This window comes from Parahaliea mediterranea, assembly GCF_017255185.1.
GTDB lineage: Bacteria > Pseudomonadota > Gammaproteobacteria > Pseudomonadales > Halieaceae > JAFKCZ01.
Map to the genome: position 1 here is coordinate 179,108 of NZ_JAFKCZ010000005.1, position 22,225 is coordinate 201,332.

The 22,225-nt window shown below is 65.5% G+C and carries 17 protein-coding genes; 5 read left to right on the top strand and 12 right to left on the bottom strand.

Features of this window, described 5'->3' with window-relative positions:
• Positions 1-117: 117 nt before the first annotated feature.
• Both JYP50_RS07710 and JYP50_RS07715 read right to left on the bottom strand, forming a co-directional pair.
• Positions 118-1,722, bottom strand: coding sequence for an AMP-binding protein (locus tag JYP50_RS07710; protein WP_206559919.1), 1,605 nt, complete (start codon positions 1,720-1,722; stop codon positions 118-120).
• 112 nt (positions 1,723-1,834) lie between these two features.
• A complete protein-coding gene (locus JYP50_RS07715) occupies positions 1,835-3,361 on the bottom strand; it encodes a protein adenylyltransferase SelO (protein ID WP_347136742.1) in 1,527 nt (508 codons plus the stop codon).
• On the opposite strand from JYP50_RS07715, the gene JYP50_RS07720 reads away from it, so the two are divergent.
• The 5 genes from JYP50_RS07720 (at position 3,349) to JYP50_RS07740 (ending at position 11,726) form a co-directional block, all read left to right on the top strand.
• Complete coding sequence (locus JYP50_RS07720) at positions 3,349-3,792, top strand: hypothetical protein (RefSeq protein ID WP_206559920.1); 444 nt, start codon at positions 3,349-3,351, stop codon at positions 3,790-3,792. The genes JYP50_RS07715 and JYP50_RS07720 overlap by 13 nt on opposite strands.
• A gap of 110 nt (positions 3,793-3,902) precedes the next feature.
• The gene (locus tag JYP50_RS07725) at positions 3,903-5,219 is read left to right on the top strand and encodes a TolC family protein (RefSeq protein WP_241262944.1); all 1,317 of its coding nucleotides are present in this window, start codon (positions 3,903-3,905) and stop codon (positions 5,217-5,219) included.
• Positions 5,216-6,628 carry an efflux RND transporter periplasmic adaptor subunit gene (locus tag JYP50_RS07730; protein WP_206559921.1) on the top strand — a complete coding sequence of 471 codons (1,413 nt, stop codon included), beginning with the start codon at positions 5,216-5,218 and terminating at the stop codon, positions 6,626-6,628. Before JYP50_RS07725 ends, JYP50_RS07730 begins: the two co-directional genes overlap by 4 nt.
• Positions 6,621-9,767, top strand: coding sequence for a CusA/CzcA family heavy metal efflux RND transporter (locus JYP50_RS07735; protein ID WP_206559922.1), 3,147 nt, complete (start codon positions 6,621-6,623; stop codon positions 9,765-9,767). The genes JYP50_RS07730 and JYP50_RS07735 overlap by 8 nt, the downstream gene beginning before the upstream one ends.
• Before the next feature lie 90 nt (positions 9,768-9,857).
• Positions 9,858-11,726 (top strand): N-acyl-D-amino-acid deacylase family protein, encoded by a 1,869-nt coding sequence (locus JYP50_RS07740; RefSeq protein ID WP_206559923.1) that lies wholly within the window; start codon positions 9,858-9,860, stop codon positions 11,724-11,726.
• Between the two features lie 5 nt (positions 11,727-11,731).
• Here JYP50_RS07740 and JYP50_RS07745 read toward each other — a convergent pair whose 3' ends face one another.
• The 10 genes from JYP50_RS07745 to JYP50_RS22125 form a co-directional block, all read right to left on the bottom strand.
• Positions 11,732-12,319, bottom strand: a complete 588-nt coding sequence (locus tag JYP50_RS07745; protein ID WP_206559924.1) for a YdeI/OmpD-associated family protein — start codon at positions 12,317-12,319, stop codon at positions 11,732-11,734.
• Positions 12,316-12,726, bottom strand: a complete 411-nt coding sequence (locus JYP50_RS07750; RefSeq protein ID WP_206559925.1) for an SRPBCC family protein — start codon at positions 12,724-12,726, stop codon at positions 12,316-12,318. The genes JYP50_RS07745 and JYP50_RS07750 overlap by 4 nt, the downstream gene beginning before the upstream one ends.
• 127 nt (positions 12,727-12,853) lie before the next feature.
• A complete protein-coding gene (locus JYP50_RS07755) occupies positions 12,854-13,192 on the bottom strand; it encodes a tRNA-binding protein (RefSeq protein ID WP_206559926.1) in 339 nt (112 codons plus the stop codon).
• Between the two features lie 172 nt (positions 13,193-13,364).
• The gene (locus JYP50_RS07760) at positions 13,365-14,882 is read right to left on the bottom strand and encodes an alkaline phosphatase D family protein (RefSeq protein ID WP_206559927.1); all 1,518 of its coding nucleotides are present in this window, start codon (positions 14,880-14,882) and stop codon (positions 13,365-13,367) included.
• 93 nt (positions 14,883-14,975) lie between these two features.
• Positions 14,976-17,552: a TonB-dependent receptor plug domain-containing protein gene (locus JYP50_RS07765; RefSeq protein ID WP_206559928.1), complete on the bottom strand. Its 2,577-nt coding sequence runs from the start codon at positions 17,550-17,552 to the stop codon at positions 14,976-14,978.
• A 497-nt stretch (positions 17,553-18,049) separates the two neighbouring features.
• Positions 18,050-18,997 (bottom strand): YihY/virulence factor BrkB family protein, encoded by a 948-nt coding sequence (locus JYP50_RS07770; protein WP_206559929.1) that lies wholly within the window; start codon positions 18,995-18,997, stop codon positions 18,050-18,052.
• Positions 18,998-19,116: 119 nt separating this feature from the next.
• Positions 19,117-19,524, bottom strand: coding sequence for a hypothetical protein (locus JYP50_RS07775; protein WP_206559930.1), 408 nt, complete (start codon positions 19,522-19,524; stop codon positions 19,117-19,119).
• A gap of 198 nt (positions 19,525-19,722) precedes the next feature.
• A complete protein-coding gene (locus JYP50_RS21775; RefSeq protein WP_206559931.1) occupies positions 19,723-20,067 on the bottom strand; it encodes a cupin domain-containing protein in 345 nt (114 codons plus the stop codon).
• 60 nt (positions 20,068-20,127) lie between these two features.
• On the bottom strand, positions 20,128-20,781 hold the full coding sequence (locus tag JYP50_RS07785; protein WP_206559932.1) for a TetR/AcrR family transcriptional regulator: 654 nt from the start codon (positions 20,779-20,781) through the stop codon (positions 20,128-20,130).
• Positions 20,782-20,914: 133 nt separating this feature from the next.
• Positions 20,915-22,213 (bottom strand): ATP-binding protein, encoded by a 1,299-nt coding sequence (locus JYP50_RS22125; protein WP_206559933.1) that lies wholly within the window; start codon positions 22,211-22,213, stop codon positions 20,915-20,917.
• Positions 22,214-22,225 lie beyond the last annotated feature (12 nt).

Genomic DNA, 22,225 nt, shown 5'->3' on the forward strand with positions numbered 1-22,225 from the left:
GGTTGCGTTCGGGTGGCGGTGGTGCCGGCCCGGCGGGGGGCCGAATCGCCCGCAATTATACTGCCTCGCCGCCGGGGAGTCTAAGCGGGTCGCCCCAGGCGGGTCGCCCGGCCCCTGTCAGCCCAGGGGCGGGTACTGCCCCGCCTGCCACAACTCCCGCAACCTGAACTTCTGGATCTTGCCCGAGCCGGTCAGCGGAAAGGCCTCCACCGCGAACCACAGCCGCGGGGTCTTCTGCGCCGACAGCTCACGGCGCAGGTAGGCGAACAGGGCCTCGCGGTCCAGCTCGGCGCCGGGCGCCGGGCGTAAAAAGGCGCCGATCTCCTCGCCCCAGCGCGCGTCCGGCAGGCCCACCACGGCCACCTCGCCCACGCTGGGGTGGCGGAACAGGGCCTCCTCGATTTCCCGCGGGTAGATGTTCTCGCCGCCGCGAATGATCATGTCCTTGAGCCGGCCCTCGACGCTGCAGTAGCCGCGTTCGTCCATGGTGCACAGGTCGCCGGTGTGCAGCCAGCCATCGGCGTCAATGGTTTGCTCCGTCGCCTCGGGCATGTCGAAGTACTCCAGCATCACGTGGTAGCCGCGGGTGCAGAACTCCCCCAGGGTACCCACCGGCACCGTGGCGCCGGTCTCCGGATCGACGATCTTGGCCTCGGTGTGGGGCATGGGCGGGCCGACGGTGTTGGCTTTGTCCTCGATGCTGTCCCCGGGCAGGGTGTTGGTGGCGGTGGGTGAGCACTCGGTCTGGCCAAAGGCGATCACAAAGGGCGCGTCCAGTTCACGCTCCAGGCGCTGTACCAGGGCGGTGGGCACGGTGGCGGCGCCGGAGCCGATCACCGCGATGGAGGACAGGTCGCGGCGCTTGAAGTCCGGGTGCTCGAGCATGGCCACCAACATGGTGGGGACGCCCATCAGGTTTTTGGCGCGGTAGGTCTCAATCAGTTCCAGCATCAACCCGGGCTCGAACTGCTCAGGCAGGATGAGGGTGGCCCGGGCGCCCACCGCGCCCAGGACCAGCAGTCCGCAACCGCTGGTGTGGAACAGGGGCATGGGGTTGACCAGCGCGCCGCCTTCGCCGAGGCCCTGGCGGTCGGCGCTGTGCAGGGCGACATTGATCAGGCCGCGGTGGTGCAGCAGGGCGCCTTTGGGAAAACCGGTGGTGCCGGAGGTGTACTGGATCATCACCGGGTCGCCGGGGCGCACCGAGGGCAGTGCCGCCCTGCTGGCGCGGCCGCGCGCGAGCAGCGCGTCCCAGTCGTCTAGGCAGGTCACCGAGCGCAGTTCAGGGCACTCGCCGCGCACCCGCCCTGCGTGTTCCAGCAGCGGATTGCCGCGGCAATCGCGCTGTACCAACAGGCCGCTGGCGCGGGACTGGGTGAGTACATACCTCAGCTCCCGGGCCTGGAAGGAGGGGTTGACGGTGACCAGCACGAGCCCGGCCAGGGCCGCGGCAAACTCGAGTATCACCCACTCGGGGACATTGCCGGCCCACACGGCGACGCGCTCGCCCTGCTCGAATTCCTCCGCCAGCGCGCGGGCCACGGCCAGCGCGTCCGCGTACAGCTCGGCGTAGGTCCACTGGCGGCGCCCGCCGGGGTCGGGGGCGCCGGCGATCAGGGCCGGCCGGTCGGGGCGCTGGCTGGCGGCCTCGGCCAGCAGCTCGCCCAGGGTGATATCGCGAAGCGGTGGATCCGTGGGGCCGAGGGCATGGGATTCTTTCATCGGGCGCGCACCTTGTTGTTTGAATGCGGTGTATGCCACGAGATTACGAGCGGTCGCGGGCCCCCGCAAGCTCGCAGTTGCGACAGGGTGTGCCCGCGGACGCCGGGTTCCGCTAGGTCCCGCAGAACGTCTGGTGAACCATCTGTTCGGGCGTGGGAGGCAGCGCCAGGCGGCGGTCCGCCGGGTCGTAGTCGAAGGGCGCGGCCAGGCGCTCCACCAGGGCGTGGAAGGGGGTGAAATCGCCGTTGTCCACCGCCGCGGCGATGGCCTCCTCCACCAGGTGGTTGCGCGGGATAAAGGCGGGGTTGGCCCGGTACATCGCCGCCTGCCGCTCGCCGGCCCCGGTGCTTTCCTGCCCGCAGCGAGCCTGCCAGCGCTGCATCCACGGCAAAAAGCGCGCGGGCATGGGGAACAGGTCCTCGACGGTGGCGGCGGCGCTGTCCGGAGCGGCGAAGTCCGCCAGGCGGCGGAAGAACAGGGTGAAGTCCACGCGCTCGCCGGCCATCAGCTCGAACAGTTCCTCGGCCAGTTCGCGGTCGCCCTCGCGGGCTTCGGTCAAACCCAGTTTGCGGTTCAGTCCCCGTTGGTGGGCGGCGAGGAAGTGATCGGGGAAGGTGTCCACCGCCCCCTGGGCCAGTTTCACCGCTTCCTCGGGGTCATCGTGCAGCAGCGGCAGCAGGCTCTGGGCCAGCACCGCCAGGTTCCAGTGGGCGATGGCGGGCTGGTTGCGGTAGGCGTAGCGGCCGCCGTGGTCGATGGAGCTGAACACGGTGTCCGGGTGAAAGGCGTCCATGAAGGCGCAGGGGCCGTAGTCGATGGTCTCCCCCGACAGCAGCATGTTGTCGGTGTTCATCACCCCGTGGATGAAGCCCAGCAGTTGCCATTGCGAGACCAGCGCCGCCTGGCGCTCGACAGCACCCTGCAGCAGCGCCAGGGGCGGGTTGGCCGCGTCCCGCAGCGCCGGGTAGTGGCGCGCGATCACATGGTCCGCCAGCGCCCGCAGGGCGTCGGTGTCGCGGCGCGCGGCGAAGAATTCGAAGGTGCCGATGCGGATATGGCTGCGCGCCACCCGGGTCAGCACGGCGCCGGGCAGGGGGCGGTCGCGGTAGACGGTCTCGCCGGTGGTGACCGCCGCGAGGGCGCGGCTGGTGGGCACGCCGAGAGTCGCCATGGCCTCGCTGACCACGTACTCCCGCAGTACCGGGCCCAGCGGCGCGCGGCCGTCGCCGCCGCGGGAATAGGGGGTGCGCCCGGCCCCCTTGAGCTGGATGTCGAAGCGCTCGCCGGCGCGGTCGATGACCTCCCCGAGGAGGATGGCGCGGCCGTCCCCCAGCTGGGGGTTGTAGCTGCCGAACTGGTGGCCGGCGTAGACCGCCGCCAGGGGGGCGGCGCCCGGGGGGACTTCGTTGCCGGCCAGCACCCGGGTGCCGGCCGGGGAGGCCAGCCAGTCGGGGTCCAGGCCCAGCGTCGTGGCCAGGGCGCGATTGACCCGCACCGGGCCGGGGGCCGCCACCGGGGTCGGTGCCTGGCGGGTATAGAAGTGTTCCGGCAGGGCGGCGTAGCTGTTGTCGAAGGGCCAGGCGGCGGTATTCATGGGGGACTGGCGCGCGGCGGCGCGGGTTGCGAGTGGACTGGCCACTGTACCACCCCTGTCCCGGCGATGGCATCCGGCGCTTTATCCCTGCTCCGGGCGGGGCTATACTGCGTTTCATGTCGATTCGCCTGCGCGCCTTGATCACCGGTCTCCTGTTCGCCCTCAGCCTGCTCGCCCAGGTGGGCGCGGCCGCGGCGTGTACGGGGGCCGAGGTTATGGATGCCGCCGGCGGCCACGCGGATCACGCCGCCCACGCCGGAATGGCGGCGGAGAAGACCGCGGCGATGCCGATGGATGGCGACTGCTGCAATGACAGCGAACACTGTCCCATGCAGGCCTGTTTCACCGGGGCCGCGCTGCCCTGCGCGGTGACCTCCCTGCGACTCCCGCCCACCGCGGCACAGCTGCCGCCGATCCCCGCGCGGGCCATCGAACCCGTCTGCTCGCGCCTCGAACGCCCCCCCATTTTCGCCTGATTGTTGCCTGAACGAGGGCGGCCGAACCCGTCACGGGCGTTGACCCGTGCCCGGCGATCGCGCCGCGTCAGTGCTGGCCTGCGCCAGCTCGCGATAATTGGGAATACAACATGTACGCAGTATCTATGGTCCGCGCCACCCTGGCGGCTGGCGTTTTGCTGCTGGCGGGGGCCCCGGCGTCCCTGGCGGCGGAGGGACTCAACTTGCGGGAGGCCGTGGCCCTGGCGCGTCAGCAGGACCCCTGGCTAGAGGGCAGCCGGTTGCGCCAGGAGGCGCTGGCCGCCAGCGGGGTGGCCGCCGGCAGCCTGCCGGACCCGGTGATCTCCCTGGGGGCGGCCAACCTGCCCACCAATACCTTCGATTTCAACCAGGAACCCATGACCCAGCTCAAGGTGGGGCTCATGCAGACCCTGCCCCGGGGCGACTCCCTGGCCCTGGACCAGCGGCGCTACGAGGTGCTCGGCGAGCAGCAGGCACACCTGCGGGCCGACCGCCGCGAGCAGGTGGCGCTGACGGTGGCCGAACTGTGGCTTGAGGCCTATCGGGCACAGCGCAGCGTGCAGCTTATCCAGGCCGACCGCGGACTGTTCGAATACCTGGTGGACGTGGCCCGCAGTTCCTATAGCAGCGCGGCGGGCTCGGCGCGGCAGCAGGACGTCATCCGCGCGCAGCTGGAACTGACCCGGCTGGACGAGCGCATCGCCCGCCTGCGCGAGGGGCGCGATACCGCCCTGGCCCGTCTCGGCGAGTGGCTGGGCGCCAGCCCGGTGATCGACGATGCGTCGCCGGCGATTCCCCTGCGCGGCGCCGACCAGGTGCGGGCGGGCACCGACAGCGAGTGGCTGGGCCGAATCCTGGGCGAGCACCCCGCCGTCACCGGTATCGAGCAGACCATCGCCGCCGGTGAGGTGGACGTGGAGCTGGCGCGGCAAAAGTACAAACCCCAATGGGGCCTGAATGCCAGCTACGGCTATCGCGAGGACGACCCGATGGGCATGGAGCGGGCGGACTTCTTCTCCGTGGGCGTCAGCTTCGACCTGCCCCTGTTCACCGGTCGGCGCCAGGACCGCGAGCTGCAGTCCGCCACCGCCAGGGCCGAGGCCAGCCGCACCGACCGGGCCCTGGCCCTGCGCGGCCTGCGCGGCGGTTTCGAAACCGAGCGCGCCAGGCTGTTCCAGCTGGAATCCCGCCTGGACCTGTACAGCGAGCGCCTGCTGAGGCAAATGCACGAGCAGGCGGAGGCGGCCCTGGCTGCCTACACCGCCGACGATGGGGATTTCGCCGAGGTGGTGCGGGCCCGTATCGATGAACTCAACGCCCGGGTCGAGGCCCTGGATATCCATGTCGAGCGCCAGCGCACGATCGCCCGGCTCAACTACTACCTGGCCGGCCTGGACACCGCGCCCGCCGGGGAGGAACAGCCATGAGCGGAAACACGACCATGAAAACACTGATGATCGCCCTGGCGGGCGCCCTGGTCGGGGCGCTCGCCACCGGTCTGCTGCTGCGGTCGGGGCCAAGCCAGCCCACCGCGGCCGCGGACAGCGAAAGCAAGCCCCTGTACTGGGTGGCGCCGATGGACCCCAACTACCGCCGCGACGGCCCGGGCAAGTCGCCCATGGGCATGGACCTGGTCCCGGTCTACGCCGGCGATGCCTCGGACGCCGGCGCGGGGACGGTGGCCATTGCCCCCGAAGTGGTCAACAACCTCGGCGTGCGCACCGCGGCCGTGCAGCGGCGGACCTGGCGCAGCGAGATCCAGACCGTCGGTTACGTGCGCTACGACGAGGACCGCCTGGTACACATCCACCCCCGTGTGTCCGGCTGGGTGGAGCGCCTGTACGTGAAGGCCGCCGGCGATCCGGTGGCCCAGGGCCAGCCCCTGTACGAGCTGTACTCGCCGGAGCTGGTCAACGCCCAGGAAGAGCTGCTGATCGCCCACAAGCGCAACAACAGCACCCTGATCGACGCCGCCACCGCGCGCCTGCGGGCGCTGCAGATGAGCGCGGAGTTTATCGAGGCGCTGCTGCGCCGGGGCAGGGCGGTGCAAACCGTCACCTTCCATGCCGTGCAGGGTGGGGTGGTGGACCAGCTCGCCATCCGCGAGGGTTTCTACGTGGAGCCGGGAACCACGATGATGTCCATCGGCCAGCTGGACGAGGTCTGGGTGGAGGCGGAGGTCTTCGAGCGCCAGGCGGCGGCGCTGCGCGCCGGCCTGCCGGTGACGATGCGCCTGGACTACTTGCCGGGGCGCACCTGGCAGGGTGAAGTGGATTACGTCTATCCCAATCTGGACCCGGAGCTGCGCACCGTGCGCGCCCGCCTGCGCTTCGCCAACCCCGACGGCCTGCTGCGGCCCAACATGTTCGCCCAGGTGAGTATTCACGGTGAAGCCGACGGCGAGGTGTTGGTGGTGCCGCGGGAAGCCCTGATTCGCACCGGCCGCCAGGACCGCGTGGTGCTGGCCCAGGGCGACGGGCGCTTCAAGTCGGTGGCGGTGCGCCCGGGGCGTGTCGGCGAGAGCTCGGTGGAAATCCTGGAGGGCCTGGCCGAGGGTGACGAGGTGGTGACCTCCGCCCAGTTCCTGATCGACTCCGAATCCAGCAAAACTTCCGATTTCAAGCGCCTGCAGGCCCCGGATGGCATGGACCACTCGGCTATGGACCACTCAACCATGGACCACGGCGACATGGATCACTCCGCGATGGACCACGGCAACATGGACCACGGCACTATGAACCATTCGGGCATGGACCATCCGGACCCGGCCCCGGGCAGCACGGATCACGCGGCCATGGGCCACGGCAGCCAGGGCGGGGAGGTCGCGCGTGATTGAAGCCATTATCCGCTGGTCGGTCGGCAACCGCTTTTTCGTCCTGCTGGCCACCGCGATCCTGGTGGGCGCCGGCCTGTTTGCCCTGCGCAACACCCCGGTGGACGCCATTCCCGATCTGTCCGACGTGCAGGTGATCGTCAAGACCAGCTATCCCGGTCAGGCGCCCCAGGTGGTGCAGGACCAGGTGACCTACCCGCTGACCACCGCCATGTTGTCGGTGCCGGGGGCGGTTACGGTGCGCGGTTACTCGTTCTTCGGCGATTCCTACGTGTACGTGATCTTCGACGAGGACACCGACCTCTACTGGGCCCGCAGCCGGGTGCAGGAATACCTCGGCCAGGTGGCGCCGGTGCTGCCCGACAACGCCCAGCCGCAGTTGGGCCCGGACGCCACCGGGGTGGGCTGGGTCTACCTCTATGCCCTGGTGGATCGCAGCGGCCAGCACGACATCAGCGAACTGCGCAGCCTGCAGGACTGGTTCCTGCGCTACGAGTTGCAGACCGTGCCCGGGGTATCGGAGGTCGCCTCGGTGGGCGGCATGGTCCGGCAGTACCAGGTACAGGTGAATCCGGACAAGCTGCGCGCCTTCGGCATTCCCCTGTCGCTGATCCAGACGGCCATCCGCGAGGCCAACCAGGAGGTGGGCGCCTCGGTGGTGGAAATGGCCGAGGCCGAGTACATGGTGCGCGCCTCGGGCTATCTGCAGAGCGCCGAGGACATCGGCAACGTGCCCCTGGGCACCAACGCCAACGGCACGCCCCTGTTGCTCAAGGACGTGGCCGAGGTGGTGGTGGGGCCGCAGATGCGCCGCGGCGTGGCGGAGCTGAACGGCGAGGGCGAGGTGGCCGGCGGCATCGTGGTGATGCGTTACGGTGAGAACGCCCGCACCACCATCGAAGGCGTGCGCGCCAAGCTCGACAGCCTGCGCGATAGCCTGCCCGAGGGCGTGGAGGTGGTTACCGTCTACGATCGTTCCGGCCTGATCGATCGCGCTGTGCGCAACCTCTGGCAGAAGCTGGGGGAGGAACTGCTGATGGTCGCCCTGGTCTGCGCCCTGTTCCTGTTCCACCTGCGCTCTTCCCTGGTGGCGATGATCAGCCTGCCGGTGGGCATTCTCGCGGCTTTCGTGGTGATGTACTTGCAGGGCCTGAACGCCAATATCATGTCCCTGGGCGGCATCGCCATCGCCATCGGCGCGATGATCGACGGCGCAATCGTGATGATCGAGAACCTGCACCGGCACATGGAGCGCCAGGCGCTGACCGCGCGCAACCGCTGGCAGGTGGTGGCCGAGGCCGCGGTGGAAGTGGGGCCGGCGCTGTTCTTCAGCCTGCTGATCATCACCGTGAGCTTCCTGCCGGTGTTCGCGCTGGAGGCCCAGGAGGGGCGTATGTTCTCGCCCCTGGCCTTCACCAAGACCTATGCCATGGGCGCCGCCGCGGCGCTGGCCATCACCCTGGTGCCGGTACTGATGGGTTATTTCATCCGCGGCAAGGTGCGCGCGGCGGCCGACAATCCGGTCAACCGGGCCCTGGAGCGCGCCTACCTGCCGGCGCTCGGAGCGGCGCTGGCGCGCCCCAGGGTCGCCCTGGGCCTGGCCCTGCTGTTGGTGCTCAGCAGCCTGTGGCCAATGGCGCGTATCGGCAGCGAGTTCATTCCGCCGCTGGACGAAGGCGACCTGATGTACATGCCCACCACCTACCCGGGCATATCCATCGGCGAGGCCCGGCGCCTGTTGCAGCATACCGACAAGCTCATTCGCACGGTGCCGGAGGTGGAGAACGTGTTCGGCAAGATCGGCCGCGCCGAGACCGCCACCGATCCGGCGCCGCTGACCATGATCGAGACCTTCATCCAGCTCAAGCCCAGGTCCCAGTGGCGCGACGGCATGACCACCGACAGCCTCAAGCGCGAGCTTGACGCGCTGGTGCAGTTGCCCGGGGTCACCAACGCTTGGGTGATGCCGATCAAGACGCGCATCGACATGCTGGCTACCGGCATCAAAACGCCAGTGGGCATCAAGGTGGCGGGGCCGGAGCTTTCCACCATCGAGGACATCGGCCGGCGGTTGGAGCAGGTGTTGGCGGATGTGCCCGGTACCGCCTCGGTATATTCCGAACGGGTGGAAGGCGGACGCTACATCAATGTGGACATCGACCGCGAGCAGGCCGCGCGCTACGGCCTGGGCATCGCCCAGGTGCAGCAGGTGATCGCCACCGCGATCGGCGGCACCAATGTCACCCAGACGGTGGAGGGCCTGGAGCGCTATCCGGTCAACCTGCGCTACCCCCAGGCCTGGCGGGACTCGCCGGAACAGCTGGCGCTGTTGCCCATCGTCACCCCCGCCGGCCAGCGCATCGCCCTGGCGGATGTGGCCAGCATCAAGGTGGAGGACGGGCCGCCGGGGATCAAGAGCGAAAACGCGCGGCTCAACGGCTGGACCTTCGTCGACATCGATGGCGTGGATATCGGCAGCTATGTGGACCGGGCCCGCGAGGTGCTGTCGCGGGAAGTGGACCTGCCTCCGGGCTACTCACTGTCCTGGGCCGGCCAGTACGAGTACATGGAGCGCGCCCGCGCCCGCATGGCCTGGGTGGTGCCGCTGACCTTGGCCATCATCGTGGTGCTGCTGTACATGAACTTCCGCAACCTGGCCCAGGTGGCCATCCTCATGGGTACCCTGCCCCTGGCGATGGTGGGCAGCCTGTGGTTGATGTACGTCCTGGGCTATAACTTCTCCATCGCTGTGGGCGTGGGGGTGATCGCGCTGGCGGGCATTGCCGTGGAGACCGGGGTGATCATGCTGGTCTACCTGGACCAGGCCTGGGGCGAGCTGCGCCGGGCCGGCGGCGAGGTCGATCGCGATACGCTGCGCCGGGCGGTGCTGGCCGGCGCGGTGCGCCGGGTGCGTCCGGTGGTGATGACCGCGGCGGCCACTATCGTCGGCCTGTTACCGATCCTGTTCGGCAGCGGTACCGGTTCCGAGGTGATGAGCCGGCTGGCGGCGCCGATGGTGGGGGGCATGCTTACCTCGGTGCTGTTGACCCTGCTGATCCTGCCGGTGATCTACCTGCTGTGGCGGGGCCGGGAGCTGGAGCGGGGAGTGGTCGCCAGTACTGAACCGGAGCACTCCGGCTAACCGGGGAGCGGCCCGCGCCACTGGCGGCGGGCCGCTGGCCTCCAGTACACTCGGTGCACAGCAATAACAATACCGAGACGAGGAGAGCCTATGACCACGGCCTGGGATACGCTGATTACCGGCGCCACGGTGTTCGACGGCAGCGGCGAGCCGCCGCGCCGGGAAGACGTGGCTATCGCGAAGGGCAAGGTGGCCGCCCGCGGCATCGACCTGCCCCGGGATCAGGCCCGCCAGGTGATCGACGCCGGGGGCCAGTGGCTGATGCCGGGGCTGCTGGATATTCACACCCACCTCGATCTGGAGGTGGACCTGGAGCCCGGCCTGCCGGAGGTGGTGCGCCACGGCACCACCACGGTGCTGTTCGGCAACTGCAGCCTGGGCAATTGCTTCGGCAAGCAGCTCGAGGGTGAGCAGAACCCCATCGTCGACTGTTTCACCCGGGTGGAGAACATTCCCAAGAAGGTGCTGGCCAAGTGCGTGGACGCCGTCACCTGGGACAACAGCGGCGACTACCTGGATCATTTCGCCAGCGTCCCGCTGGGGCCCAACGTGGCCACCTTCGTGCCCCACTCGATGCTGCGGGTGGAGGTCATGGGACTCGAGGCCAGCATCAGTCGCGCGCCCACCGAGGCGGAGCTGCGGGAAATGGAAACGCTGCTGGAGCGGGCCCTGCAGCAGGGCTACCTGGGGTTGTCCACCGACGGCCTGCCCTTTCACTACCTGGCCAACGCGCCCAACACCGACAAGCGCATCCCCACCCAGTTCGCCTCGTTCGGCGAAATGAAGCGCCTGCTGGCGGTGGTGCGCAAGTACGACCGGGTGTGGCAGACCACGCCAATTATCGAGAACCGCCTTAAGGCCTTCGGTTATTTCGCCCTCACCAGCGGCCGCCTGTTCGGCAAGCCGCTGAAAACCTCCGCCCTGTCGGTGATGGAGTTCGTGCTGGCGCCGAAGGCCTCTAACGCATTCCTGGGCTTCGCCAGGCTGATGAACAGCAAACTGTTTCGGGGCAATATCCACTTCCAGGCCCTGGGCACCAATTTCCGGGTGTGGTCCGACGGCATCGTCAGCCCACTGTATGAAGAGCTGGATTCCACCAGCCAGTTGATCGCCAGGGAATACGACGACGAGGAGGGCCGCCGCGCCCTGCTGAATGACCCGCTGTGGGTGGAGCAGTTCCGCCGCGACTGGCACCACGGCCGCCGCGGGCGCAACCTGGCCCACCTCAAGGCCAGGCTGGGCATGCCCGACAACCTGGTGGTGCGCGACCTGGCGCGCATGACCTTCGATGGCGCCCCGGTGCCGGAGTGGGAGGGCGAGACTCTGCAGGCGGTGTTCGAGCGCCTGCTCCGCTTCCAGCGCGGTGCCGGCGACGAGGCCCGCTCCGAGGCCGAGCGCGAGGCCTTCGAGGGTTTCCCGGTACCGGTGGACGACGACGCCGACTTCATGCTGGGCCTGCTGCGCCAGTACGACCGCAACTTCCGCTACTGGATCGATGTCAGCAACGAGGGCAACCGGGCGACCCTGGACTTCCTGCTCCACCCCCAGGCGATGCCCGGTTTCAACGACTCCGGCGCCCACATCACCAACATGGCCTTCTACGACTCCAACCTGATGTCGCTGAAACTCGCCCAACAAAAGGGGACGGATACCGTTGCCGCCATGGTCCGGCGCCTGACCCGCGAGCCGGCGGCCTTTTTCGGCCTGGACGTGGGCCGCATTGAGCCCGGCGCGCAGGCCGATATCACCCTCATCGACCCGGAGCAACTGGCGCGCTGGGACACCAACGACACCCGCGAGCTGGTCTACCGCGAGCTGTTTGAACACCCGCAAATGGTCAACCGCCCCGAGGGCGTGGTGCCCTGTGTGCTCATTCGCGGCGAGGTGGTATGGCGCGATGGCGCCTTCACCGGGGCGCTGGGTGATAGAACCCTGGGGCGGGCGTTGCGTGCGGCCTGAGGGCGCTAGCGGTCGTTCAGGCCCTTGCCCGCAAGAATGTGGGGGATGCATTTCTCGACCCGCGAGGCGCGGGTCCTGGCCTGCTTGGCGGCGGAAAAATGCAGGATGTAAGCCCGCTGCCGTCCGGGTGTCAGCGCCGCGAAGGCTGCCTTCAGGGTGGGTTCGTCGTCCAGCTTCCGTTGTAGTTCCTCGGGGGCGACCAGTTCCCGCTTCGCCTTGAAGTCCACCTGCAGGCCGGCTTTCTCCACGTCAATGGCGCGCCGGATATAGTCCCGGATCACGCCTTCCTGCGCATCGATATCCGCCAGCGCGGTAAAGCGAATCTGGCGCATGGCCTGGGAATTCTCCCCGGGGCTGACGAGCAGGGCCTGCGCGTCGTCGATCAGGCTGCCCTTGAAGAAGCCAATAGCGCAGTAGTGCTTCATGCCGAAGATCACTGCGACATTGGCGCCATTGAGGCTGTAGCACAGCTTGCCCCACTTGACGGACTCTTCGAGTTGGCTGTCCAGGAGCAGGGCGCGGAGCTTTTTGCGTTCCTCTCGCCACTGGGCTTTGTCGATCAACGCCTGGACTTTTGTATCTGTCGCGCTCATCCCCGGGCCTCCACGTGCTGTTTGAAGTTGTTCAAAATAGCGAGCCAGCCCTGCCGCTGCTGCTCGGCCGAGTGCTCGTCCTCGGCATCGAAGGTTTCGATAACCCTGACTCCGTCCGCGGTGTCGATGAATTCAACACTGACCTCCCGGTCGTCACCGAGCTTGAAGCGGATCAGTGCTTGCGGTTGAATCTCGGTGAATTCACCCTCGAAGTCAAAGCCCATCGAACCGTCCCGGGCTTCCATGCGGTAGTTGAAGCGCCCGCCGGTTCTGAGGTCAATGTCCGCCCGAGGGCAGCGCCACTGCGCCGTGGCGAAGTTCCAGGCGGTGATGTCCGCGGGCGCGGTCCACGCCGCCCAGACGGTGTTGAGCGGTGCGACGACCTGCGTTTCAATGGCAATTTTCATGTCTACCCCGTGCTCGTGATCAGTGGGAAAACCTGGCCGCGACTGCGGCCTTGGGTTCTGGTCGAAGGGCGTGTCCGCCATTCGACAAGGCCTCGGGGATTTTTTCCCGCTATCCGCTCGTGGTGGGCTAGGCCAGGCGTGCGCCATTGGGCAATGCCATGTCGGGGGTGGCCAGCACGACAGCCCCGTCTTCCCGATGAAAGCCGGTGACGAGGCATTCCGACATGATGGGTCCGATTTGCTTCGGTGGGAAATTGACCACGGCCATGACCTGCCTGCCGAGCAGATTCTCCTTCGTGTACAGGTCGGTAATTTGCGCGCTGGACTTTTTAATGCCGATTTCCGGCCCGAAGTCCACTTGCAGCTTGTAGGCCGGCCGCCTGGCCTCGGGGAAATCCTGGACGTCGATAATGGTGCCGATTCTCAGCTCGACTTTTTGAAAATCATTCCAATCAATTTGGCTCATACTGATTTCGCTGGCTAGGGTTAAACAACTTGCATGCATTGCAAGCCGGCGCCCGATACCACATCGGGCGCCGGCTTGCGCGTGCAACAAGTATAATGAATCAGCCAGCGGGTGCCGACCCGCAAGTATCACGCTATACCGATGATACCTGCGGGCCGGACATCCACCTGCCCTAGCTGTCGCTGGTGTTGAACTCGAAGTCGGTGCGCAAGGTGGAGTCCTGGCGCAGCGGGTCGTTCACCACCCGAAACTCGCTTTTCCAGTTTTTCTCGGTAACCGTAAAGCGCGCATAGCCCCGCTGGTGGCCGTTCACGTATTTCACGTGAGGGTTATTCTCCTTGGAGCCGTGTACACGGTCCGCCCAGGAGCACAGCGAAGATATGGACGTGGAGGCAAACTCGTGCCCTACACGTTGCGAGCGCGGGTTTTCCGGCTCGAGATGCAGGCTGGATGCCTGGGCGCAGTGCCAGTCTCCGCTAAGCACGATTGGATTGCTGAGCGTTTTAAAGCGCTCTAGCAAGCGCTGCCGCTGGGCCGTGTAGCCGTCCCACTGGTCCATGTTATACAGCTGGCCATCGTTGTAGCGATAGGGCGCGAACCATGTCTGTTGCGCCAGCACATTGAAGGGCGCGTCACTGCGCGCCAGCTGTTCCATCAGCCAGCGCTCCTGTGCCTCGCCGGTCATGCTGCGAGTGGGGTCGTCGCGATGCCCACAGGCTTGCTCGCCGGGGAATCCATCCCCGCACACCTGGTCCGAGCGGTACTGCCGGGTGTCCAGCATGCATACCTGGGCGGGGCCAAAGCGCCAGCTTCCGTACATCTGCAGCTTTGAGTCCAGGCCGATCAGGGTTGGTGGATAGGCCACCGGCATATGTTCATACCAGGCCTTGAAAGCCGCCATGCGCCGCACGCGGAACTCCAGTTCCGTCTGCTTGTGCGGGTCCTGGGGAACAAGCCCGGCCCAGTTATTGTCGACCTCGTGATCGTCCATCGACACCAGCCAGGGGCTCGCGGCGTGGGCCGCCTGCAGCTGCGGGTCGGTGCGATAGAGGGCGTAGCGGTTGCGGTAGTCCCACAAACTGGTGATCTCGGCGCTATTGTGCGAGCGGACCACTTGGTACTCCCTGCCGTTGCTGAAAGTGCGTACACCCGGGGCGGACGCGCCGCCTTCATAGATGTAGTCGCCCACATGGAACACGCAGTCCGGGGCCCACTCGGCCATGTCGGCGTAGGCCGGGTAATAACCTGTCTCCCAGGCCTGGCATGACGCCAGCGCAAAACGCGCGGAGGGTGCCGATGGATCCGTGGTGCGGGTGCGGCCCACCGGGCTTTCATCGTCGCCGAGGTAGAACTGGTACCAGTAGTCGCGACCCGGGCGCAAACCCTTGAGACTCACGTGAACACTGTGGGCTTTTTCATCGCTGGTCGAGACCACGTCATCTATCACGGTGTTGCGCATGGCTTCATCGCTGCATACGCGATAGCGGACTTCAACGGTCCCGGCTGGCATTCCGCCGCCGTTCAGCGGCTCCGGAGCCAGACGGGTCCACAGTACCGCCCCATCCGGGGCCGGGGCCCCGGAGGCGACACCGAGTGTAAAGGGGTAGTGACGACCCGCGCCGTGGCCCAGAACGGGGGTGAGTAGCGCCAGGGCGCTGGTGGTTTTCAAAAAACGTCGACGCGAAAGCATAGCTTTGTTCCTAATTACTTTGACGGATGCCCCAAATAAAAATGGCGGTAGCGAGATGTCGCGCTACCGCCAGGGTTCCGTCAATGGTCCAAGTTAGAATTTGTACTCGTACTGCAGCCAGACTGAACGCGGTTTGGTGTTCCAGCCGTACTGGTAGTAGTACTCGGAGTCATAGCGGCCGATTTCGCCGCGAATCCCGGCTACTGAAGAAGCCTGGTTCGCCGCGGCGCTGGCGCGCTCGAAGGCGTCTTCATCGAGGATGTTCACCATGCGCAGCAGGAACCTGTGCTGCATGCTGTCACCCATGAAGTACTGCACCGAGCCATTCAGCAGGAAGTAGTCGCCGAAGTTGAGGTCGGGGTTGGTGCGGCGGCCGTTCTCGTCGACCAGGCGTGAGCTGGTACCGCTGCCGTAGGCCCATTCCGCGCCCTGCCATTTCGGGTTCAGGGCAAACACCCAACGCGGGGTGGGCGTGTAGGTGAGCAGCGCCGATGCCGACCAGTCAGGACGTTCCGCAGACTGGCGTGTGGCGCTGTGACCAGCGGCGCCGGGCACGACAAAATCCAGTTCCTCGCCCGTACCTTCCTGCAGTGCATTCAGGCCGTAGATCGGGTTGGACTCGAGTGACTCCATGTCGGTAAAGGTCAGGTCAAGCTGCCATTTCTCGAAGTCGATGGAGATATCCAGGGTATAGCCCTCGATATCCTGTGACTGCTTGCGGTTGAAGTAGGCAACTTCGTCACCGGTATAGCGGCCGGCTTCCAGCTCGCGCAGCGCAAAATCACAGAAATCACTGGGAATCTGGATGTTCGGGTCCAGGTTCTCGGTTTCCCCGGTAACAGCGGCCACTCCGGGACAGACTCGCTCGACGCTGGAGCTGCCGAACAGGTCCTCGATGGTGGTATCGAAATACCCCAGTTCGATGTTGTAGCTGCCATCCATCAGGTCGCCGTTGATGCCGACGCCAATGCTGTAGGTATCCACGGACTGTGTCGTCAGATCGGGGTTGTTGACCGCATTGGCTCGCGCGCCCACTTCTGACAGCGTCGGGTTGCTATAGGAGGTGCCACCGTTGGTGCGGAAGTACATGCCGTTGTGGAAGTCCTGGCGGAAACCGTACTTCCAGATGAACTCGTCCTCGAACATGTTGTTGAAATCCTGGCGACCGGCGACGGACAGGTGGGTGCCGGCCAGGAAGTCGAACTCGACCCGGTTGTCCGTGTAGATACCGGTGGAGCGGACGGTATCGTCGCTCATGCCGTATTCGTCAGCCGAGTTGTCGCGGTAGCTGATGTTCTGTACGCCGACGACGCTGGTAAGGTACTCGTTCCAGTCCTTCTTCACCCGCATGTTCAGGCCGTAGTCGACATATCCGGCCTTGTACTGGGTGCCGTTGCCAAAGCCCTTGGTGGTGTCGCCGCTGAAGCTGGAGCTGCTTTGGATCACGGTGCCGATCGGGCTGCCAATCGGGAACGGGTTGTCAACCGTGCCGTAGGGGACGCCGTTTTCATCGGCGTAGAAGCTGCCGTTTCCGCTGATGGCGGCGCCGGGGCGATCGCCATAGGGGTTGGTTACACAGCCCCTGGCCAAGCCGTCGATACCGTCGGCGAACTGCTCGAATTCAGCCGCCGTCGAGAAGCCGTCGATGCCCTGTGACGCGGCAATGGCCTGGATGTCATCGGGAAGATCCGCCAGCCGCGGGATATTACAGGTGCGGACGTCCAATTCCGTATTCTTCAGGCTCGGCGCGATGTAGTACGCCTCGGCCTCGAGGCTTGTAGTTTCGTTGAATCGCGTCTTGAACTGGGCGTCAAAGATGGGGAATTCAGTGTAGTTTGGCTGGTAGACCGTGTAGTTGGGGAAGGAGTCGTCGAAGTCCACGGTGGCGAACTGATAGCCGGCCCGGAACTCAGAGTCGTCGTTGATGTTCCATACGTACTTGGCGCCAATCAGGTTGTAGCGGTAGGGGAAATCGCGGTAGCCACCCAGTGTCCGTACGTTGTCGACGTGCGCTTCGCGGTCGAATATGCGATGGGAATCCGTTTCGTAGGAGCGACCAAAAACCATCAGCGCGTGGTTGTCGGTGCCGAACAGGGGCATGGAAACGTTGCCGTAGATTTCGCGTGTCTTGAAGGAGCCGCCGTAGACGCCTATCTCGCCTTTTACCGGCTCGCCCGCATGCGGTTTTTTGTAGAATACATTGACCACGCCCACGCCGCCGTTGCCGCCGTAGTACAGGCTCTGGCCGCCGCGATACACTTCCACCGATTCAATCATGCGCGGATCGAGCGAGGTGGCGCCCCAAATGGTTTCCAGCGGCGTGCCGCGGTCGAAGGTGGGAACGCCGTTGAGCAGGAGCAGGGTGTCGCGATCGGTGCCGCCGTCAAGGCGGATGGTGAACTCGCCTTCATCGGGCGAGTAGCCGACGTTGGCGCCCCGAATCAAGCCGGCCGCGAGTTCGCCGAAGTTGGTGAAGCCGCCAGTGGCAATCTCCTCGGCGCTGATCAGCTGCACCTGGGTGCCATAGTTCACCATGTCAATGGCGAATTCGGTGATGTCGCTGTCGATGCGCTTGCCTTCGACAATGACTTCTTCATAGATTCTTGGTTCCACCGGCGTTCCGGTGGTGTTTTGGGCGTAGGCCTGCGGTAGCGATGCCGTTGCCGCCACGCACAGTGCCAGAATTCGGCGCTTCCCCGGAAAGTCAGTATATTGGCGTAAAGGCAGGCCTGCCTTACTGAAGTGCAAGGTAGTCAAGGTGATTCTCCATTCGATTGTATACATCAGGACTGGCAGATGCTTTGGCTAATGGGAGCTGGCGACCTTGTGGCCGCTCTTGTCTTCCCCCGGCGTTACCCCCCTAAGGGCGCCGGTAGCCGCTGCTCAGACGGGACGGCATTGTGGTGGTGCAATGTGAATACGGAGTGACTGCCGTATGTAGCTGCCGCTAAAGTTTTGTTACAGGCCGTTTGTCCGCGGGTGAAGCGGTGCCGGCGAGGGGCGTATCGGCGCGGCTCTAGAGCGGCGCGGGATCAAAGCTCGCAAAATTTGTGAGATTGCCCGCTGTTTTCTCTCGGGCCAAACGGGGTTGGTAGTGCGGCAAGGGCTGGCGGCGGTTGGGGGCGCCGCCGAAGGCGAAGCGTGAGCGCGATATGACGCCGCGGCGGTTAATGGCCTTCGTTTGTGGGCCGCTCTGTAGGGGGTTCCTCGATGATTTCCTGGCGCACTCTCACCGCCACGCTCTTGGGCTGTATCACACGGCCGCGAGCGCGCAGGTGGGCGCGAATAAAGGCGGCGCCGTAGAGCAGGATGAGCGACGAGTAATTGACCCAAAGCAGGAGCAGCACCAGCGAGCCCGCCGCGCCATAGGTGGAGGCGGTTGCTGTATATGACAGGTACAGGGCAATCAGCGATCGCCCGATGCTAAACAGGACCGCGGTTAGAATCGATCCCAGCGCCACGTCGCGCCAGCTCAGCTCCACATCCGGCAAGACTTTGAAAATCGTGCCGAACAGCAGTGATACGACCAGCAGCGATAGCAGCAGGTCCAGCGCGCTGAATGCGACGTCATACCAGGGCAGCCAGCCCTGGAAATGCTGTATCAGCAAGCGCAAGCCGACACTCAGCGACAGCGATACCAGCATGACGAAGCCCACGGCGAGCACAATGGTCAGCGAGGTAAGGCGTTTGCGCAGCAACAGGAAAAGACTGTTGCGGGAGGGCTTGGGTACCACCGCCCAGATTTCATTGAGCGAATGTTGCATCTGCCCGAAGACCGTGGTGGCGCCGATCAGCATCGCCGCAATCCCGCCAATCGTCGCCATCAGGCCACCGCCTTTCAGGCTGGAACTCGCCACGGCCGTTTGCACCGCCTCGGCCGCCTCCGGGCCGATGGTCTCCTGGAGCTGCAGCACCAGTTGCCCTTCCGCCGCCTCCTGGCCGTAGAAAACGCCTATCACACTGACGATGACAATCATCACCGGCGCAATCGAAAACAGGGTGAAAAAGGCCAGTGAGCCGGCGTTGGCGAAGGCGTGGCTTTTCAGCCAGAAATCGGCCGCCTGGCGGAAAATACCGGACCAGTACTTCAGGTGGTGAATGAGTTTGTCGTACATTGTGTGAATCGCCTAGTGCCGGAAGACCCGGTCCGGGGGGCGACGTAAGCCGCCAGCGCCCGTCGGGTAATTGGCTGTATTTCCTGTGTAAAGATTTCTTTCAATTCATGAATAGATGACTATTGGTCTTCGGCGCGGCTGTCTCCCTGCTTTCTCGACTGCAAATAGGCCGACGATCCGAAATAGAACACAATGACCACGCCAACCACCGAGGTGAAATTGGACAACATGGTTTGAGTGATGATGGGCATGTCATCTGGGCCTTCCCTGAAGAATGCGACCACGCCGACCAGTACAATGTACTCAATGACGAGGGAGCCGGCGATGGAAAACCTCAGTGAGCTTTCCTTGTCCTGTGCGGTCGGAGACTCCGGTAAACTGATATCGTAAAGACCAAAAAAGGCGATGATACCTGTCCCCGCGACCACGATCGAGAAGGGCATGTCGGTATCGAGTATCCAGGCTGCGGGAAGCCCGATGGCCATCAGTGCGATCAGGCAGGCGATCAATACAATGTGTTTCTTCATGTTCTGGTCCCAAGTCCCGGTATTTCGACGCATATCTTATCTATTCAGTAAGGTATCTCTCTGTTGCATTGTCAATCAAGCGCGGTACATCCGGCTTGGGCAGCGGTAACCACAGGGCTGTGCTGGTTTTTCGCCTGGAGCGTTTGCATTGCCGCGACCCCGAGCCAGCCTGAAGATGGGCGAATACAGCGTCGGGCGTCAGCCGGGAACCTCGTCTTCGGAGTGCAGGGTTTCACCAGGGGTGAAATAAAAGAACTTCGCGCCGCCCGGAGCCCCCGGCTTGTGCCATGTGCCCTTGGGTACAACGAACGACGAGCCCGCCGGCGCAATGTAATGCCGGGATTCGCCTTGTTCAAGCAGCGTAATCTCGACCTCGCCCTCGATGACATAGAAGAATTCGTCGGTGTCGGGATGCATTTCCCACACAGGTGAAGTCCCCGTGAAACTGCAGGCACCGAAGGACTCGCCGTTGAACGGGGCGAACTCCAGGAACGAGCCGTCCGGGTTGGCCCCGAGCAGGGTGAGAATATTGGTTAGTTCCACAAATGTGCTCCCTTTCAGTCGACAGGCTACCGCAATGCGAACGAATTCCGGGCGAAAGGCTTAATCCAATCGGGGCCCGTCGTGCCCAAGATAGCGCAGCAGCAAGGCCAGCAGTTCGCCCCGGTATTCAGCATCCGCCAGCAGCGATGGTTGCTCCAGTAGCGCGCCGCGCAGGTTGCCCTGGAGGGTCTGGCGCAGTAACGGGCCGCGCAGGCGGGGGTGGCCGTCGCAGTGTTGCTCGTCCAGCCACTGCCCCAGCCAGTCGTCCCAGGAGGGGTTGTCGAGGGACTGGGTGAGTTCGTCCACCCGCTGGTGGATGTCGAAGCTGTGCTGGTATTCGCGGAAGAAGTCGGGGTCGAGCTGTTGCAGCGCCAGCAGTTGCTCGCATTCCATGTCGATGATGGCGGCGAGGGTATCGGCCACGGAGCGGTCGGCGAGGGTCTGGATATCGCGGAAGCGACATGCGGCCTGCTGCGCCAGTTCCGCCACGCGGGCCTCGTACACGTCGGAGAGGATGGCCTCCTTGTTGGGGAAGTACTGGTACAGGGAGGCGATGTTCACGCCGGCCACATCGGCAATGCGCTGGGTGGTGAGTTTGTCGGCGCCTTCGTTGGCGAGAATTTTCAGGCAGGCCTCCTGGATGGCGCGCATGGTCATCTGCGAGCGGCTCTGGCGGGGGCGCTTGCGGGCGCGGGGCGGTTGCTTGTCGGTCATGGCGTGTGGGCCGTGGCGGTCGAATTCGGTCAGCGGCGTCAGTGTGCCGCGATCGACGCTGGAAAACCACTGCCCATGGTATCCGCGCCTTCGGTGGCCAGTGGCCGGCCCGCGGTAGGTGATTGCGAAGGCGCTACCCGGCCGGGGCGGCGTCCCGGCGGAAGCACAGCGACACCACGGTGCCGCCATCGTCCCGGGCGGCCAGTTCGATACGGCCGTTGTGGGCCTCCATGATCTCCCGGGCCAGGGCCAGGCCCAGGCCGGAACCGCTGCGCTTGGTGGAGTAGAAGGGCAGCAGGGCCCGCTCCATGGAATCCCCGGCCATGCCCTGGCCGCGATCGCACACCTGCAGGCGGTCCTCCTCCGGCCCGGCCACCCAGCGCACCGCGATATCGCGCAGCTCCGAGCCCGCCTCGAGCGCGTTCTTCACCAGGTTGATCAGTACCTGCTCGATCTGGGCCGGGTCGAAGTGGCCCATCGCGTCGGGCTCTGGCACCTGGTAGTCGCAGTCCAGGGCCCCGCACAGGGGGTCGAGAAAGGCGCGCACCGCCACCGCTTGTGGAACCGGCGGTGGCAGCTTGGCGAAACGGGCGTAGCCGCCGATGAAGTCGTTCAGGTGGCGCGCGCGGCTTTCGATGGTGTCGAACACGCGGTCGAGGGCGGGTACGCCGTGTTGGCGGGCCAGGGTGCGCCCGGAGTGGGCGAGGGAGCTGATCGGTGCCAGCGAATTATTGATCTCGTGGCTCATCAGGCGGATCACCTTTTTCCATACCGCCGCCTCGCGCCGGTTCAGTTCCCGGGTCATGGGGCGCATCAGCACCAGGTAGTGCGCCTGGGCGTTCAGGTCGAAGCGGGTGCGGGAGACGTGGTAGGTTTCCAGCTCCGGCTCCTGGCCGAGGGAACAGATGGTTTCGCCGTCCGTGTCCAGGGCCTGCCGCAGCTCGTCCGGCAGGGTCTCACTGATCCGCGACAGGGTCAGGCCCTCCAGTTGCCCCTGCTTGGCAAACCACTGGCGGGCCTTCAGGTTGGCCAGCACCACATGGCCGCCGCGGTCGCACAGCAGCACCGCCATGGGGCTGGACTGGATCACCGTCTGCAACAGCAGTTCGCGCTGCACCAGACCGTGGCGCTCGCGCCGCAGCAGGGTGGCCACGGCGTTGAGTTCGGCGGTCAGGCTCTTCAGTTCCGCGGAGTTCGGCTCGCTGATGGACAGGGCGAAATCGCTGTCGCGCCAGCCGGCGATCATACTCGACAGGGCGCGCAGCTGGCGGCGATAGGGTGTGCTCTCCAGGGCCCTTGCCAGCAGGGCCAGTGGCAGCAAGCCGCCGAGGGTCGCCAGCCACAGGGTCGGCCCCGCCAACCACAAGCCGAGCAGGGCGTGCAGGCCCACCGCCAGGGCGAACAGGCACAGCCACAGCAGGGCGCGCGTCACCGCTTGCGGTCT